We start from the raw sequence: 17,603 nt of genomic DNA on the forward strand, positions 1-17,603 counted from the left end.
CTGTCTTCGAATTAGTATAAAGATTATTATTAATTTACTCTAAAAATAGAAACTTTTTTAGTTATTTCCTGATTGTCAGCTGTTACTAATTTTACAATGTAAATGCTTTCACTTAATCCAACAGTAGGAAAAGAATAAAGCTCCTCGGCTCCTAACTTTTCTTTGGTAAAAATCAATTTACCGGTAATATCAAACAATGTAGCTGATTTTAAATCAACTAAATTTGGGTTTTTGATGGAAAGTAATTCATTTTCATTGTTTTGAACAATCATAAATTGTTCGCTTTTAATTGTTTCATTACCTAACGATTCGTCAAGGAAAGTAACTTCAAATCGATCCGCTGTGGTTCCACCAGCTGGTAAAGTAATATCTACAAAACCATTTTTGATGTCATGATAAATATTGGTTTCACTATCAAAAAGAAAAATATTCTCCGCCTCATCAAAATTAATAATTTCGCCAACATAGACTCTGAAAGTAGATTGATTAACTGCTTTTAAAGCAAATGGCACTCTTTTATTTATATCGAAAGGTAAAGTAGAAATAGCAAATTGATTATTCTCGGTTAATGGAAAATATACATCTGTTGGTAAATTTAAACCTTGCATTGGTGCGTCGTAAGCATTATCAAGACCGTCCGTTGCGTTGGGATTGAAAGCTAAAACAACTTCACGTGTAAATTGATTATTTAAAATGGTCTGAATTCTAATTTGAGGTACTTGCAATTTAGAAAACTGTGTATAATCAGTTCCTGTTAAGTTAGGAATAGAAGGCCAATTGGTATCTGATTCTGAATATGTTTCATAATTATTTGCATTTCTTTCAAATTCAGAATTGTTTACCACTCCTTCCTTTATAAAAACACGGTAACGATTTCTCATTACTGCAGTTCCGGAAGCAACATCACCTTTGATAATAAAACCTTGCCCAACAGGAGAAAACATTCTGCGGTAATTTGTACCGGAAGATCCACCAGTAGTATTTGGTGATCCATCTCCATTATAGGTATTCCAAGTTGCACTTGTATAGGTTCCGGGTGAAAAAGCATTAACATTATTTGGAGCATAAACACCGTAACCACCAACATAATCTGTTAATGTATGCGAAGTAGCCGGTTTCTGGTGTTCCCAAAAATAAGCAAGACCATTGATTATTGGTGAGCCTGATGGTGTTACCACCCCTGTTACATAATCAACAGCGTAACCGTTATTTTCTAACAAAAATAAATTTAAATTAATTGCTGAGGGATATGGATTACCTGTTAAAGTACTTTCGGTGTATCCCGTTCCTCCATCAACAGAATTTCCGACTGGAATATTAATTGTACCATCGTTCGGTTTTCCTCTAAAATCATACCGTTGGTTATTTCCTGGATTGTTTTGAAAACCAAGAACCGTAGTATTATCAGTACCACTAACTCCTTTCATAGTAAAACCTTGACCGGCTGCAATAGAAGTTGCTGCGGCAATGTAATTCCAACTTGAATACTGATTGGTTGTGGTTAAAGTATAAATCCAACGGCTTGAGATATTAAGTGCCGTATTTGTAGTAGTACCATTTAAACTAGTTGTGATTGTTTCCCCACCAAATGAAGTTAAACCCGTCGGGCGTTTTAAGAGCGTAATTCCAAAATTAGAATTACCCACAGAAGCAGAAGGTTCTCCAACTGGCGAACACCAATAATTATAACCAAAATTATTTGATGTACCTTCTTGAAATGCAGACAATGTTCCTAATCCGGTATTGGAAGAACCTCCGGTAGTCTTTTGTAGCAATTGACTTTCATTTCGCAAATAAATATTACTCGTACTAGCCAAATTTACATCTTGTGTTACTGTAACGTATTGATCATTAACATAAACAAAACTACCCGGGCTAACATATAGTTGGGCTTGCGATTGCAATGCAAAAGAAACAAATGCTAAAACGACAAAAAACTTTAGTAATCTTCTCATAATTAAAAACTTAAAAAACAAATTTAATTAATTATTTCATTCAATTATAAATTGTAGATATTTTTTTTAAAGAAATTAGAAAATTAAGTAAATCATTGTTTAAAAAAAGTGTCTAAATTATCAAATGTGAGCATTTAAAATTAACATTTAGATATTACTTTTCTTACATTTTTATTATTTTTGTGTATTTCATCGATTTTTCTATACACTTTGTCGATTTTATAATATATTTGTCCAGTCAAAAATTAAGAAAAGAAAATCCTAAAAATTAATAGTCATGAAAAATTATTCTACACTAATTAATAAATCAAAAAAAGAAGTTAGCCTAAACAAACTCTTTTTAAAAATCACATTAGTATTGTTGTGTACAATTCAAATGTCATTAGCTCAAACATTATTGATTGATCCAGCTACCAATGGCGGATTCGAAAGTGGAACTACATTCGCTGCTAATGGTTGGACTGCTACAACAAGCGTATCCACTAGAAATCAATGGGTGTGTAATACCGGAGCAACTTCAGGATTTTCTGGAGTACGATGTGCATATATAACTAATAATACATCAATTACACCTCCACCTCATAGTTATACATTAAATGCAAGTCGCAGAACACATTTGTACCGTGATGTAACTGTACCTTCAGGTGAAACAAATATTGAGTTAAACTTTGACTGGATTGGAAGAGGTCAAACAAATAACGATTTTATGAGAATTTGGTTAACACCAACATCTTACACTCCTACTTATGGGGCATCAGTTACTGCAACAGGATCTGCTCCTACTGGAAGAGTATTATTAGCCGTCTATCAAAACCAATCATCTTGGACTAATGCAACTGTATATTTACCAACTGATTATGCTGGTCAAACTTTTAGATTGATTTTTGAATGGATAAATAATAATAGTAGTGGTACACAACCTCCGGCTGCGATTGATAACATTTCATTGACTTCTGCACCTGTCATTAATAATGATTGTAGCAATGCAATTAATTTAACGGTTAATCCTAATACCATTTGTAGTTCATCAACAATTGGATCTACAATTGGAGCAACACAATCACAATCGGGATGTGCCGGTTCTGCTGATGATGACGTATGGTATAGTTTTGTAGCGACATCTACTATACATACGGTAACAGTGACACCAAACACATTATATGATGCTGTTGTTGAAATATTCTCCGGATCCTGTGGTTCCTTAACAAGTTTAGTGTGTCAAGATGCAACACTAGCATACTCACCGGAAGAAGCTACAGCAAGTGGTTTAACTATTGGAAACACATATTATGTTAGAACTTATAGCTATTATAGTTCAAGTAGTGACCGTGGCAGTTTTACTATTTGTGTAACAACACCTGCTGACCCATGCTCCTCAATAACCAGTATCAGCGGTTGTGGAACCACTACAAGTACAACAATAGCATCAGGTAGTGGTATTTATAGCACTTCCGCTTGTTTCAATTCAACACCGGGTTTAGAGAAAATATTTTCTTACACTCCCACTATGTCAGGAACTTTTGCCATAGAACAAATAAGTTCCTATACAACCATAAATTATCAATACAAGTCATCTGCTACAGGGTGTAGTGGAACAGGCTGGACGTGTATTCAGGATTTAAATGGTAATCAAACAAGTTATACATTTTACATGTCAGCAGGTACAACCTATTACATTATGGTTGACCCTGAAAATAGTATTGGTGGTAGTTTTACATTTCAAATAAATTGTTTAACAGCTCCTTGTACTGCCGGTGAAGGCGTTGGAACTTCTGCTTTGGGTTGCCCTTCGGTTACATCAGGAGGTTTGGGATTAAGCGGTGCCAATCCGGATCCTATACCTTGTGATGCTCCTTCAACTTGTACGACCCTTGAAGCTAACTATTTAAAATTAGGACAAACAACAAATTATACAGTTGAATCGATTGCCTATGCTCCTCCTTATCAATTTGAATGTTTAGCAAACCCTGTGAGTGTTAACATTGATGACGTATGGTCAGAGGAAATTTATTTACCTTTTTCATTCTGCTTTTTTGGCAACACTTATAATTCATGCTTAATTGGATCAAACGGTACATTAACCTTTGATACGTCAAATGCCAGTGGATATGCAGGATGGCAATTCAGCAACAACTTACCTAGTACTGTCGGTGCTTTATTCAACAATACTATTTATGGTGTTTATCATGATATCGATCCAAGTAAAGGTGGAACGGTTGGATGGGAATTAATTTACCTTGACAGCGGATGTAGAGCATTAGTTGCTTCATGGCATGATATACCAATGTTCTCAAACACTTGTAATTCTATTCTTTACACCGGTATGATGGTGTTATATGAAGACTCTAATGTTATTGAAGTCTATATAGAAGAAAAAAATGTATGTCCGTCTTGGAATGGAGGAAATGCTGTTGTAGGTATTCAAAATAGTACCGGTACACAAGCTGTAGTTGCTCCAAATAGAAATTCTTTAGACCCTAACTGGACTGTGACTAATGAAGCATGGCGTTTTGTTCCATCTGGAGCTCCTATCACAACCTTAGAATGGTTTGAAGGATCTGGAACATCAGGACCAATGATTGGAACAACTGACACAATTGAGGTATGTCCTTTAACCTCTACTACTTACACAGCTAGAGTAACTTACGAATTATGTAATGGATCAACCGTTGTTGAAACCGATGAAACTGAAGTTTTAGTGATTGAAGATAAAATTTGGAATGGTACTATCGATTTAGATTGGGATAACGCTAATAACTGGACTCCTGTTGGTGTTCCAAATAGTTCGGATTGTGTTACTATTCCGGTAACCCCTAATAACCCGGAAGTAATTGGAACAGAATATGAAGGTTTAGCAAAAAATTTGAGAGTTTTAAATGGTGCGACGCTTACAATAAAATCTGAAAATGCAATCACAGTAACTGATTGGGTTGAAGTTGAACCAACTGCTCTTTTTGAAATTGAAAATGATGCTAGTCTTGTTCAAATAAACGATGTTTCAAATACAGGGAATATTGAATACAAAAGAAATGCATTTATAAGAAAATTAGATTATGTATACTGGTCTTCACCTGTGTCTCCATTCCACGTAAGTGCGGTTTCGCCGGGAACTTCAGCTTCTTTGAGATTCTTCTGGAATTCAACTATTGCCAATGCAAATGGTGGTCTTGGAACCTGGACAAATGCTAACGAAAATATGATCCCCGGTAAAGGTTATATTGTACGAGGACCAAATTCCTTCGATACAACAATACAACAATTTACCGCAAACTTTGTTGGCGTGCCAAATAATGGAAATATTAGTGTTCCTATTGCTCGTGGTAGTTATACGGGAGCAGATTACCCAGGTACCAACGGAGTAATAATAACAAATATGGATGATAATTTTAACCTTATTGGAAATCCATATCCATCGGCTATCAGATTTACAGACTTTATGGCTGCTAACCCTGATTTAGAAGGCTCAATAAGAGTGTGGACACATGGTACATTACCTAATAATTCAACTCCTAACCCATTCTATGGAAGTTTTGGTTACAATTATACTTCGGCAGATTATATTATACATAACGGTACCGGAACTATTAGTGGTCCTGAAACCTATGACGGATTTATTCCTGCTGGTCAAAGTTTCTTTGTGGCAATGTTAGATGGACCCGCTTTGACTACCAATGCTAATTTTACAAATTCTATGCGAGTTAGAAATTATAACACTCAATTTTATAGAAATTCAACTAATGAAGTTCAATCCGGTCAAGAACAAAGTAGAATTTGGTTGGATATAGTAGCTCAAAGTGGAACTGTTAGTAGAACACTAATTGGTTATATAGAAGGTGCTACTTACGAAAAAGATCGAATGTTTGATGCCTATACAAAGACATCAAATGCAATGATAATATATTCATTAATCGATAGTGAAAAAGCTTGTATTCAAGGAAGACCATTACCGTTTGATTCTAATGATGTGGTTCCTCTTGGTTTCAAAGTTAGCACAGATGGGATTTATACCATTGCAATAGCAGCTGTTGATGGAATTTTTTCTAACAATCAAACCATTTACTTGAGAGATAAAGTTCTAAACTTAGTGCATGATTTGTCAGCAAATCCCTATACTTTCACTGTAAATTCTGGAATCTATAATGATAGATTTGAATTACTGTATCAAGACGAAACACTTGGAATTGACCAAGTAGAAAATTTTGGAATAAAAGTAATTACAAATGAAAACATTGTTATACGATCCGGTAATGAGCAAATAAGTGAAATTGAGGTTTTTGATATGTTAGGAAGAAAAGTTAATCACTATTTTTCTGTCAATGCAAATGAGTTTTCATTAAATGAAAAAAGAAGTAAACAAACTCTCTTATTAAAAATTAAAACCGTAAATGATAATATTTCGATTAAGAAAGTACTGTTTTAAAAATCAAATATAAATTAAAAAAACCGTCTGAAAAATCAGACGGTTTTTTTATATTTAATTTTATGAGAGAATAAATAATAAGTTTACTAAAAACTGTCGGTTTGTATAATCTTTATTATTTTCAATCTTAAAATATTAAGTAAAAACTTATATAGAAAGGTGATTTTAACGATTTTTTTAAACTTTATAACAATTTATTAACAAATGATTATTGTTTTGTTACATTTTAAATTAAAATTTTTATTTTAGTGGAAATTAATTGAAACCTGACAATGATAAAAGAAAATTGGAGATTTTTTTTTCCGCTATTCGTATTTCGATTTATTACTTTCACAACTATACTTTTTTTGAACGGTATTGAGATAAATGCTCAATGTACTGCCTACACAGCTAATATTCATTGTACAACAGCTGCTCCAACAATAATTGGGAATAGCATTACTTGTACTCCTCCAACGAATAATGGCGGTAGAAGAAATTTTTTAGTTACAAATATGATAGCAGGAAATGTTTATAGAGTATCAAATTGCGGCTCAGGTTTTGACACACAATTAACAATCTTTAATGCTGCAGGAACTGCCTCCTTAGCATACAATGATGATGATGGCCCGGGTTGTGCGGGATCAGCCGCTTCTATTGATTTCGTTCCCCCAGCTACTGGCGATTATCGTATGCAATTAAATCGTTTTAATTGCAGTACTACAAATCAATTAAACGGAACAATTACTGTTACTTTAATTGGGGCAGCACCACCGGCACCCTCAAATGATTTATGTTCAAACGCCACTCCACTCCCTTGCGGAACTTCAAATTTAGCCGGAACAACTGTTGGCACAACTAATATTGCTAATGTTTCAGGTTGTTCAATGTCTAATTATGGTGTTTGGTATACTTTTGTCGGAGATGGTCAACAGACTACAATCACTACAAATCCTTCCTTTGATATTAAATTATCGGTTTCAACTGGAACTTGTGGCTCAATGACAAATATTGTTTGTACAGATACAGCCCCAGAAACTGCCACTTTTACTACAGTAAATGGTGTTACCTATTATGTTTATGTTGCTCATTGGTTAGCAGGAAGTACCACAACCGGTACATTTACCATTAGTAGGACTTGTTCACCCGCTCCTACACCTCCAGCTAATGACTTATGTTCCAATGCAACACCTCTTCCTTGCGGAACGACCAATCTTGCAGGCACAACTGTTAACACAACTAATATTGCTAATGTTTCAGGTTGTTCAATGTCTAACTATGGTGTTTGGTATACTTTTGTCGGAGATGGGAATGTAACAACTATAACAACAAATCCTTCTTTTGATATAAAACTTTCAGTAGCCACAGGAACTTGTGGTTCTTTAACTAATATTGCTTGTACTGATGCATTCCCAGAAACAGCCACATTTAGCACAATAAATGGTACCACTTACTACGTTTACATAGCTCATTGGCTTTCAGGAAGTACGACAACAGGAACCTTTACAATCTCTCGAAGTTGTACACCTCCAATTGGTAACGACGACTGTTTAAATGCAGTTAATCTAACTGTTAATCCAACTACTACATGCACTTCTACAACTGCAGGATCAACCTTTGGAGCAAGTCAATCTTTAGCAGGTTGTGTTGGAGGTGCAGATGATGATGTTTGGTTTAGTTTTGTAGCTACTTCAACGATCCATAATGTTACTGTAACACCAGGCTCCTTAAGTGATGCCGTACTACAAGTTTTTAGTGGCTCTTGTGGTACTTTGTCTAGTTTAGATTGTGTTGACGATACTATAACAGGAAACGAATCTTCTGTCATAACTGGCTTAACAGTAGGAAACACTTACTTTGTTAGAGTCTATAGTTATGCTAATGGAAGTGGACAAGGAACTTTTACTATGTGTGTCACTACTCCTCCAAACCCTTGTTTAACTGTAACAAATATTGCTACTTGTGGGTCAACCATAAATCTTACTGTTCCTTCCGGAATCGGAAGCTACCCAAATTCTCCTTGCGGATGGACTACACCGGGTATTGAATCTATCTATACTTTTACTCCTACTCAATCAGGGACTTATACTATTCAACAATTAAATTCTTATACAACAATTGATTACCATTATAAAGCCGTATCCGATGGTTGTAATAATATTGGTTGGAGTTGTGTTGATGATTTGTTTGGAGCTTCCACCAGCTCTTCTTTTTTCCTTTCGGCAGGTATTCAATATTATTTTCTCTTAGATCCTGAAAACAGTGCGGGAGGAAATGTTAGTTTTATAATAAACTGTACCACAAATCCTTGTACCAATGGATCAGGAACAGGCACTTCAGCTCTGGCTTGTCCGTCTGTTCTATCCGGAGGATTAGGTTTAAACGGAGCCGACCCTATTCCGTTAGATTGTAACTCAGTTTCTACATGTGTTGACTTAGAAGCTACTTACCTACAATTAGGGGATACTTCTTCCTATACAGTAGAATCAATAACTTATGCTCCTCCTTATCAATTTGATTGTCTTCAAAATCCGGTAAGCGTTAATATTGACGACATTTGGTCTCCGGTAATTAATATTCCTTTCGATTTCTGTTTCTATGGAAACACCTATAATTCCTGTATAATGGGTTCTAATGGAATGATTTCGTTCGACACCACTAATGCAAGTAGTCCTTCCGGTTATGCTTTTAGTGATAATCTTCCAAGTTTGGTCGGTGCATTATTCCCCAATACAATTTACGGTGTTTACCACGATATAGATCCAAGCGTAGGAGGCACGGTTGGATGGGAGTTAATTACACTAAACACAGGCTGTAGAGCACTTGTAGCTTCTTGGAATGACATCCCAATGTTTTCATCCGTTTGTAATTCTATACTTTATACCGGAATGATTGTTTTATATGAAGACACAAATGTAATTGAAGTGTATATCAAAGAAAAAAACGTATGTGCTACTTGGAATGGAGGAAATGCCATAGTAGGTATACAAGATGAAACCGGAACGCAAGCCGTTGTAGCTCCCGGAAGAAATGGTCTCGATGCTGATTGGACTGTAACTAATGAAGCTTGGCGTTTTGTTCCTTCTGGACCATCGATAACATCAATACAATGGTATGAAGGTTCCGGCACATCAGGTCCTGTTATTGGTAATACTGACGTAATCAATGTTTGTCCAACTGTTACAACTACCTATACTGCACAAGTTACGTATGCCCTTTGCAACGGCTCAACAATTGTTGAAAACGATGAAACGATTGTAACCGTAATTGGAGACAAAACTTGGAACGGGTCAATTGATTCAGATTGGAATAAAAACAATAACTGGACTCCTGTAGGCATTCCTAATAATACCGATTGTGTTTTAATTCCAATTACACCAAACGATCCTATCATCTCAGGAACCAATTACAATGGATTGGCAGGAACATTACGAATTCTGAATAATGCAACCTTAACTGTAAACTCAAACAATAGCATAACCGTCACAGATTGGGTAAATGTACAACCGAATGGAACATTTGACATTCAGGACAATTCCAGCTTAGTTCAAATCAATAATACTGCCAACGTAGGAAATATAATCTACCGAAGGGATACAGATATCCGAAGATTAGATTATGTTTATTGGTCATCGCCAGTTGCAGGATTCAATGTAAGCAATATCCCAGCCCCTATTACTCCCGGTCCTATTTTTACCTGGAACCCTACGTTTGCTAATCCAAACGGAGGTCAAGGTTATTGGATAGGTGCTGCCGGAAGTACCATGCAACCTGCTGTTGGCTATATCATGCGTGGGCCAAATAGTTTTGGAAATACTCCAACAACTCTGAATGGCAGTTTTACAGGAGTCCCAAACAATGGTCAAATCACAACATCCATCTCACGTGGAAGCGACACCAATACTGCCACTCATTATGGTTTAAACGGGACAGAAATTACCAATCTGAGTGATAATTACAACTTGATAGGAAATCCTTACCCTTCCGCAATTAGAGCCAGTCAGTTTCTTTATAATAATAACACCAAAATTGAAGGTAATGTACGATTATGGACACACGGCACTTTACCCGCCGCCATAACCAGTCCGTTTTATGACACCTATGCTTATAATTATACTCCGGGTGATTATTATATCTTTAATTTCACTGGAGCTTCTTGTTGTCCTGCCGCAGGATCCGATTTGTTTATAGGAGCTGGTCAAGGTTTCTTTGTTCAAATGATTGATGGACCTCCGGCTAGTGATTTTGTCTCTTTTGATAATGGTTTGAGAAATCCAAGCTATGATAACAGTTTATTCTACAGAAATGCGTATCAAATTGAAACTGAATCCAATTTAACCAATTTAGAAAGGCACAGAATGTGGTTTGACATTATCAATTCAGATGGATTAAATGACCGAACGTTAATCGGCTATATTGAAAATGCAACCATGGGAAGAGACAGTTTCTTTGATGCAAATACAGCCGTTGCCGGAAATATGATTATTTATTCTCTATTGGACGAAGAAAAACTAACCATTCAAGGAAGAAGCTTACCATTTGATGTAAATGATATTGTTCCAATCGGAGTGTACATTCCATCCGGTGGTCAATACACCATTGCTCTAGCTGCCATTGATGGTTTATTTGAAAACCAAATCATTTATTTAAAAGATAAATTGACAAATATCTTTCACAACATCAAAGAAAATCCTTATTCTTTTTATTCAGAACAAGGAACATTTAACAATCGATTTGAAGTTGTATATCAAAATGAAACGCTAAATAATCCAGATTTTTCTCTAGAAAATATAATAAGAGTTACATCAAATGAAAATCTTATTGTTCATTCCAGTAGCGAATTAATGGAATCTGTTTTGGTTTATAATGTGTTGGGGCAAAAATTAGCCGAATACAAAAACGTTAATGCAAATCAATTAATATTGAGTGATTTACAAAAAAATAATTCCACTTTATTATTGAAAATAAAATTACAAAATACTACAACATCCATCGAAAAAGTAATCTATTAAAGATAATTGATAAAACGCCAAAAAGACCTTTGCTTTACATAGTGAAGGTTTTTTTCGTTTTGATACGCTTCTCTTTCAAAAGAAATATTTCTGTAAGCCAAATTTCTATCTTTATATTGAATGAAGCGGACTAAATATTCTAAACTATACCAAACATAAAAAGGCACAACCAACAATTCAATTTGTTGCCGAATATGAATGCGTTCGTGGTTCAATAACACAACATTTTCTTTGTCCGATTTGTCTTTTAAAAACACAAACGGATACAAAGTGAGTCCTCGAAAACCTTTCGGGGTTAAATATTTAATAACTAATACAAACATTTGTGGCAAAGTTGCTAATTTTGTAGTTATGAATACACCAAATCCTGAAAATAAATTAATCGAAGGCGAAGATTTTTATTATACGCCGGAAGGTTATAAATGTTTTACAGAAAAATACCATTTAAAAAGAGGCTATTGCTGCAAAAGCGGATGCCGACATTGTCCGTATGGTTTTGATAAAAAAACAGGAAGGGTGAAGAAGTAATTAGTGATTAGTAAATAGTTGTGCATAATGTTGAAAAATGAAATGGAGTAAATTAAGAAAAGAGTTGAAAGATAGATTGGCGGATAATTTAAAAGACCGACTTGACTATCATTTGACTACTTATAAAAATTCGACAAGTTATATAGGTAGAGCTTGGATAACTTGGGAAGGAAAAGAGATTTTGAATTTCTCTAACCAAGACACTTGGAATGAATTTCAAAGCTACTCTAATAAATTAGCCGAAACTCATTACATTTCTCACGAAGGAATAAAAACTACTGACAGAACCGAAGGAAAAATTATGGAAAAAGGTGAATTTTCAAAATATGATTTTGCAGATAACGCCTTCCGATTTTTAAACCTGAATGTTCAAGATGCTATTAAAAGTTATAATCCTATTATTAAGGCTCTCGCAGTAGTTGATAAACGAATTGGAAAAAGAACGCTGAGTGAATTGAATAAAGCGGAAAATCATCCAATGATAAAGCAATTGATTGAACTAAGACTTGAATAAAACACATTATAATGGCTTTAATTAGTCAAATCAGATTATCAAACAATCCAAAAATGGAAGCAATACATACGAAAACATTCAAAGAGCAAATTTCAGAAGGAATTCCAACCGAATTACCTTCTCCAAAACCATACGAAATTGAAATAAATCACGCTCCTAAGCGAAAAGAAATTCTTTCAGAGGAAGAAAAAAAATTAGCTCTTCGCAATGCATTACGCTACTTTGAACCGAAACACCATGCTACGCTCCTACCTGAATTCAGAGAAGAATTAGAAAAATACGGACGTATTTACATGTATCGTCTTCGTCCGGACTACCGAATGTATGCTCGACCCATTTCGGAATATCCCGGAAAAAGCGAACAAGCAAAAGCGATTATGCTGATGATTCAAAACAATTTAGACTATGCTGTGGCACAACATCCGCATGAATTAATTACGTATGGAGGAAATGGAGCGGTTTTTCAAAATTGGGCTCAATATCGCTTAACCATGAAATACCTTTCGGAAATGACCGACGAACAAACCTTAGTGATGTATTCCGGTCATCCAATGGGATTATTTCCTTCCCACAAAGATGCTCCGAGGGTTGTGGTTACCAACGGAATGGTAATTCCAAATTATTCCAAACCCGATGATTGGGAAAAAATGAATGCACTTGGTGTTTCACAATACGGTCAAATGACAGCCGGAAGTTATATGTACATTGGTCCGCAAGGAATCGTGCACGGAACAACCATCACGGTATTGAATGGTTTTAGAAAAATTAAAAAAGACCCTGTTGGTTCCTTATTTGTTACCTCCGGTTTAGGTGGAATGAGTGGTGCACAACCCAAAGCAGGAAACATTGCCGGTTGTGTGACCGTTTGTGCTGAAGTGAATCCTAAAATAACACATATTCGTCACTCGCAAGGATGGATTAACGAAGTGATTGAAAATATAGATGAATTGGTGATTCGAGTACGAAAAGCTCAAGCCAATAAAGAGGTCGTTTCCATCGCTTATCTTGGAAATATTGTAGATGTTTGGGAACGATTTGATGCTGAAAATATTCATATCGATTTAGGTTCAGACCAAACTTCGTTGCACAATCCGTGGGCGGGTGGTTATTATCCGGTTGGACTTTCTTTTGAGGAATCGAATGAGTTAATGGCCAATAATCCAGAACTTTTCAAAACAAAAGTGAAAGAAACGTTAGTTCGACATGCTGCGGCTGTGAACAAACACACTGCCAAAGGAACCTATTTCTTTGATTACGGAAATGCCTTTTTATTAGAGGCTTCTCGAGCCGGTGCTGATGTAATGGCGATGGATGGCATTCATTTTAAGTACCCCAGTTATGTGCAAGACATTATGGGTCCGATGTGTTTTGATTATGGATTTGGTCCGTTTAGATGGGTTTGTGCCAGTGGGAAATCGGAAGATTTAGCTAAAACTGATCAAATTGCATGTGATGTTTTGGAGGAAATGGCTAAAACCGCTCCAATAGAAATCCAACAGCAAATGCAAGACAACATCAAATGGATTAAAGAAGCTCAGAAAAATAAATTAGTCGTAGGCTCGCAAGCCCGAATTTTATACGCCGATGCCGAAGGAAGAATGAAAATTGCCGAAGCATTCAACAAAGCCATTGCGAAAAAGGAAATTGGGTATGTCATTTTAGGTCGCGACCACCACGATGTTTCCGGAACCGATTCGCCTTATCGTGAGACGTCTAACATTTATGACGGTTCGAGTTTTACGGCAGATATGGCGATTCACAACGTGATTGGTGATAGTTTCCGTGGAGCCACTTGGGTATCCATCCACAATGGTGGTGGCGTTGGTTGGGGAGAAGTAATTAACGGCGGATTTGGTATGGTTCTTGATGGTACAGAGGATAGCGACAGACGACTAAAATCGATGTTGTTTTGGGATGTCAACAATGGAATCGCTCGCAGAAATTGGGCAAGAAATGAAGGTGCAATTTTTGCGATAAAAAGAGCGATGGAGACGCAACCTTTATTGAAAGTGACCATCCCTAATGTAGTAGATGATGATTTATTATAAATTGTTTCAAGTTTCAGGTTTCAAGTTAACCCTGAGGACTTGAAACCTGAAACGTGAAACCTGAAACAACAAAATACTATGAAAACACTCAAATTCCTACCCTTACTTTTTCTCTTCGTATTTGCTTCATGTAGCTCCGTAAGAGTTTATTCAGATTATGATAAAAGTGTTGATTTTACGCAATACCGAACGTATGCCTATCAAAAAAGCGGTATTGACAAAGTCGAGATTTCCGATTTAGACAAAAAAAGAATCCTGCGTGCCATTGACGAACAAATGACTGCCAAAGGCTTTAGCAAGAGTGAAAATCCTGATTTATTGGTCAATATTTTCACCAAAGAACGTGAACAAGTAGATGTGAACCAATTCAACGCCGGATGGGGATGGGGATGGAACCCTTGGATATGGGGAGGTATGAACACCAATGTTTCTTCCTACGTTGAAGGAACCCTATTTATCGACTTGATTGATAACAGAAAAAAAGAACTGATTTGGCAAGGCGAAGGCATTGGGGTTTTAACCAAAAATATTGATAAAAAAGACGAACGCATCAATGAATTTGTGACGAAGATTTTAGCTCAATATCCACCGAAGAAAAAGTAGGGAGTTGATAGTTTGGAGTTTTTAGTCTCAGTAAAATAGAACCGGAGTAGAGATACTTTGGTTTTTTTGTTATTTTCTTTTGAAATGCAACTCCCCTAGCCCAGATTGCAACGGAAAGCTTTTTTTGAAAAAACAAATTAGTTTTGTTGGCTTTACAAAGCGACCTCGGGAGCTCTTGGAAAGGCTTATAAAACTTTTGTTTTTCAAAAAAACTTGCAGTGGAAAGCTGGATTAGCTTCTTAAAAAGTTGGCAGAGGTCAGTCGCAGTCGCAGTTTTCAGTATGCAGTTATTCAGCTAAAAATAGAAAAGCCAACCTATATTATGAGATCCTTCCTGCGTCAGGATGACAAAATTGTGGGGATACTGAGACTGAAAACTGAGACTATGACTGAGAACTAAAAAGAGATTCCTACGAATGACAAGTTTGCGGTTAATAATTCAACAACTCCTCCATCTTCGCACGAACCTTATCCACATTCGGAATCATCGTAAACTCTAAGGTGCTGTTCAACGGAATCGCGGGCATATTTTCGGATCCGATGACCATTATAGGAGCATCGAGGTGTTTGAAACAATTTTCCTGAATGAGTCCGGCTACACTGCGTGCAAAGGAATTATTGGTGGGTTCTTCGGTGACAACCAAACACTTTTTGGCTTTTTTTACGGATTTGAAAATAGTTGTTTCGTCCAACGGATACAACGTTCGCAAATCGATAATTTCGACTTGATTTTTGATGTCGGAAGAAGCATTTAACGCCCAATGAACGCCCATTCCGTATGTAATAATCGTGATGGTTTCAGCGGTTTCCTGTTCCCAGATTTCCTGAACGATGTTGGCTTTTCCAAACGGCAACATATAATCTTCGCTTGGTTCGTTAACTCGTGCGGCATCCGTGCCTTTGACTTTACTCCAATACAAACCTTTGTGCTCCAAAATCACCACCGGATTGGGGTCGTAATATGCGGCTTTCATTAATCCTTTTAAATCGGCACCGTTACTTGGATACGCGATTTTGATTCCGCGAATGTTAGTCAACACACTTTCTACAGAAGACGAATGATACGGACCTCCACTTCCATACGCACCAATCGGCACACGCAAAATCATACTCACCGGCCATTTTCCGTTGGATAAATAACAGGAACGGCTCACTTCGGTGAACAACTGATTCAAGCCCGGCCAAATATAATCGGCAAATTGTACCTCAACAATTGGTTTTAAACCAACGGCCGACATTCCAACCGTTGAACCCACGATAAACGCTTCTTGAATAGGTGTGTTAAACACACGTTCGTCGCCAAATTTCTGTGCTAAAGTGGCTGCTTCACGGAAAACACCGCCTAATCGTCCGCCGACGTCTTGTCCGTACAACAAACATTCGGAATGTTTTTTCATTAATTCTTCAACCGCAAATAACGCACAATCAACCATCACGACTTTTTCCTCACGGGTTGGATTTCGCTCGCCTACTTCTTCTGTAATTGGAGTTGGTGCAAAATCGTGTGTGAATAAATCTTCCGGTTTTGGATCTTCTGCCAGTTGAGCTTTTTCGAAATCTGCTTTTACATTGGCAACAGCATTCTTTTCTATTTCATCAATTTCAGAATCTGAAAATCCGTTATTTTTCAATTGTTGAATCAAAACCGGATAGGGATCGCGGGATTTTGCTTCTTCTAAATCATCTCGATACCACTCCATCCGAACGCCGGAAGTATGGTGATTCAACAACGGAACTTTAGCGTGAACCAAAAACGGGCGACGCTCTTCACGAATAGTTTTAACTACTTTCTCAAGAGCCGAATAACTTTCGGTGAAGTTTGCTCCGTCTATTGAAATGGCTTCGATTCCGTTAAAACCTTTGGCGTATTCAAAGGCATTTTGAGCACGGGTTTCTGCGGCATTGGCAGAAATATCCCAGCCATTATCTTGTACTAAATATAATATTGGTAATTGTTTTAAAGCTGCCATTTGAAAGGCTTCAGCTATTTCACCTTCGGTTACGGAAGCGTCGCCGAGAGAACAAACGACAATTGGTTTTTGCTCATTGTCCTCTTGAATTCCTGTATTTTCTTTATACCAAAATCCCATCGCCGCTCCAGTCGCAGGAATGGCTTGCATTCCGGTAGCAGAAGATTGATGCGGAATTTTCGGTTTATCGGCATCTTTTAAACTCGGGTGACAATAATAGGTTCGACCTCCTGAAAATGGGTCGTCTTTTTTGGCCATTAATTGCAACATCAAATCATACGGACGCATCCCGATTCCGAGTAACATGGCATCGTCACGGTAATAGGGAAAAGCATAATCTTGTGGCAATAAATGCATCGCCATTGCAATTTGAATGGCTTCGTGACCGCGTGAAGTAGCATGTACGTATTTGGAAACAATTTTGAAATTATCTTCATACAGTTCAGCCATTGACTTGGCGGTTGCCATGGTGGAAAAGGCTTTTTTCAGGATATTTTTGTCTAACATATTTACAATTTGATAATCTATTTCTTTAGGAACACAGATTTAAGAAATTCTAAAAATTTTAAAAATT

The 17,603-nt window shown here is 36.6% G+C and carries 9 protein-coding genes; 6 read left to right on the forward strand and 3 right to left on the reverse strand.

Annotation, left to right across the window (positions count from 1 at the left end; translation table 11 throughout):
- Window positions 1-29: 29 nt before the first annotated feature.
- A complete protein-coding gene (locus tag EQG68_RS06485; RefSeq protein ID WP_129463975.1) occupies window positions 30-1,955 on the reverse strand; it encodes a T9SS sorting signal type C domain-containing protein in 1,926 nt (641 codons plus the stop codon).
- Between the two features lie 277 nt (window positions 1,956-2,232).
- Here EQG68_RS06485 and EQG68_RS06490 point away from each other — a divergent pair, with 277 nt between their 5' ends.
- Window positions 2,233-6,375, forward strand: coding sequence for a hypothetical protein (locus EQG68_RS06490; RefSeq protein ID WP_129463976.1), 4,143 nt, complete (start codon window positions 2,233-2,235; stop codon window positions 6,373-6,375).
- Window positions 6,376-6,722: 347 nt separating this feature from the next.
- Entirely contained in the window at window positions 6,723-11,366 is a 4,644-nt protein-coding gene (locus EQG68_RS06495; RefSeq protein WP_129463977.1) for a hypothetical protein, read from the forward strand.
- Here EQG68_RS06495 and EQG68_RS06500 read toward each other — a convergent pair.
- Window positions 11,363-11,689 (reverse strand): hypothetical protein, encoded by a 327-nt coding sequence (locus EQG68_RS06500; RefSeq protein WP_129463978.1) that lies wholly within the window; start codon window positions 11,687-11,689, stop codon window positions 11,363-11,365. The genes EQG68_RS06495 and EQG68_RS06500 overlap by 4 nt on opposite strands.
- A gap of 28 nt (window positions 11,690-11,717) precedes the next feature.
- Here EQG68_RS06500 and EQG68_RS15025 point away from each other — a divergent pair, with 28 nt between their 5' ends.
- The 4 genes from EQG68_RS15025 to EQG68_RS06515 all read left to right on the forward strand — a co-directional run bounded on the left by EQG68_RS15025 (window position 11,718) and on the right by EQG68_RS06515 (window position 15,059).
- Window positions 11,718-11,894, forward strand: coding sequence for a DUF5522 domain-containing protein (locus tag EQG68_RS15025; RefSeq protein WP_164975402.1), 177 nt, complete (start codon window positions 11,718-11,720; stop codon window positions 11,892-11,894).
- Between the two features lie 37 nt (window positions 11,895-11,931).
- Entirely contained in the window at window positions 11,932-12,408 is a 477-nt protein-coding gene (locus EQG68_RS06505; RefSeq protein ID WP_129463979.1) for an SF0329 family protein, read from the forward strand.
- A gap of 53 nt (window positions 12,409-12,461) precedes the next feature.
- Complete coding sequence (locus EQG68_RS06510) at window positions 12,462-14,456, forward strand: urocanate hydratase (protein ID WP_129464009.1); 1,995 nt, start codon at window positions 12,462-12,464, stop codon at window positions 14,454-14,456.
- A gap of 78 nt (window positions 14,457-14,534) precedes the next feature.
- Entirely contained in the window at window positions 14,535-15,059 is a 525-nt protein-coding gene (locus EQG68_RS06515) for a DUF4136 domain-containing protein (protein ID WP_129463980.1), read from the forward strand.
- Between the two features lie 431 nt (window positions 15,060-15,490).
- Here EQG68_RS06515 and EQG68_RS06520 read toward each other — a convergent pair whose 3' ends face one another.
- On the reverse strand, window positions 15,491-17,536 hold the full coding sequence (locus EQG68_RS06520; RefSeq protein WP_129463981.1) for an alpha-ketoacid dehydrogenase subunit alpha/beta: 2,046 nt from the start codon (window positions 17,534-17,536) through the stop codon (window positions 15,491-15,493).
- Window positions 17,537-17,603: the final 67 nt, after the last annotated feature.

Source organism: Flavobacterium piscinae, assembly GCF_004122145.1.
Taxonomy (GTDB): Bacteria; Bacteroidota; Bacteroidia; order Flavobacteriales; family Flavobacteriaceae; genus Flavobacterium; species Flavobacterium piscinae.

Coding starts and splice junctions, on each gene's coding strand:
- EQG68_RS06515 (WP_129463980.1), top strand. CDS start 14,535: ATGAAAACACTCAAATTCCTACCCTTACTTTTTCTCTTCGTATTTGCT.
- EQG68_RS06505 (WP_129463979.1), top strand. CDS start 11,932: ATGAAATGGAGTAAATTAAGAAAAGAGTTGAAAGATAGATTGGCGGAT.
- EQG68_RS15025 (WP_164975402.1), top strand. CDS start 11,718: ATGAATACACCAAATCCTGAAAATAAATTAATCGAAGGCGAAGATTTT.
- EQG68_RS06490 (WP_129463976.1), top strand. CDS start 2,233: ATGAAAAATTATTCTACACTAATTAATAAATCAAAAAAAGAAGTTAGC.
- EQG68_RS06510 (WP_129464009.1), top strand. CDS start 12,462: ATGGAAGCAATACATACGAAAACATTCAAAGAGCAAATTTCAGAAGGA.
- EQG68_RS06520 (WP_129463981.1), bottom strand. CDS start 17,536: ATGTTAGACAAAAATATCCTGAAAAAAGCCTTTTCCACCATGGCAACC.
- EQG68_RS06500 (WP_129463978.1), bottom strand. CDS start 11,689: ATGTTTGTATTAGTTATTAAATATTTAACCCCGAAAGGTTTTCGAGGA.
- EQG68_RS06485 (WP_129463975.1), bottom strand. CDS start 1,955: ATGAGAAGATTACTAAAGTTTTTTGTCGTTTTAGCATTTGTTTCTTTT.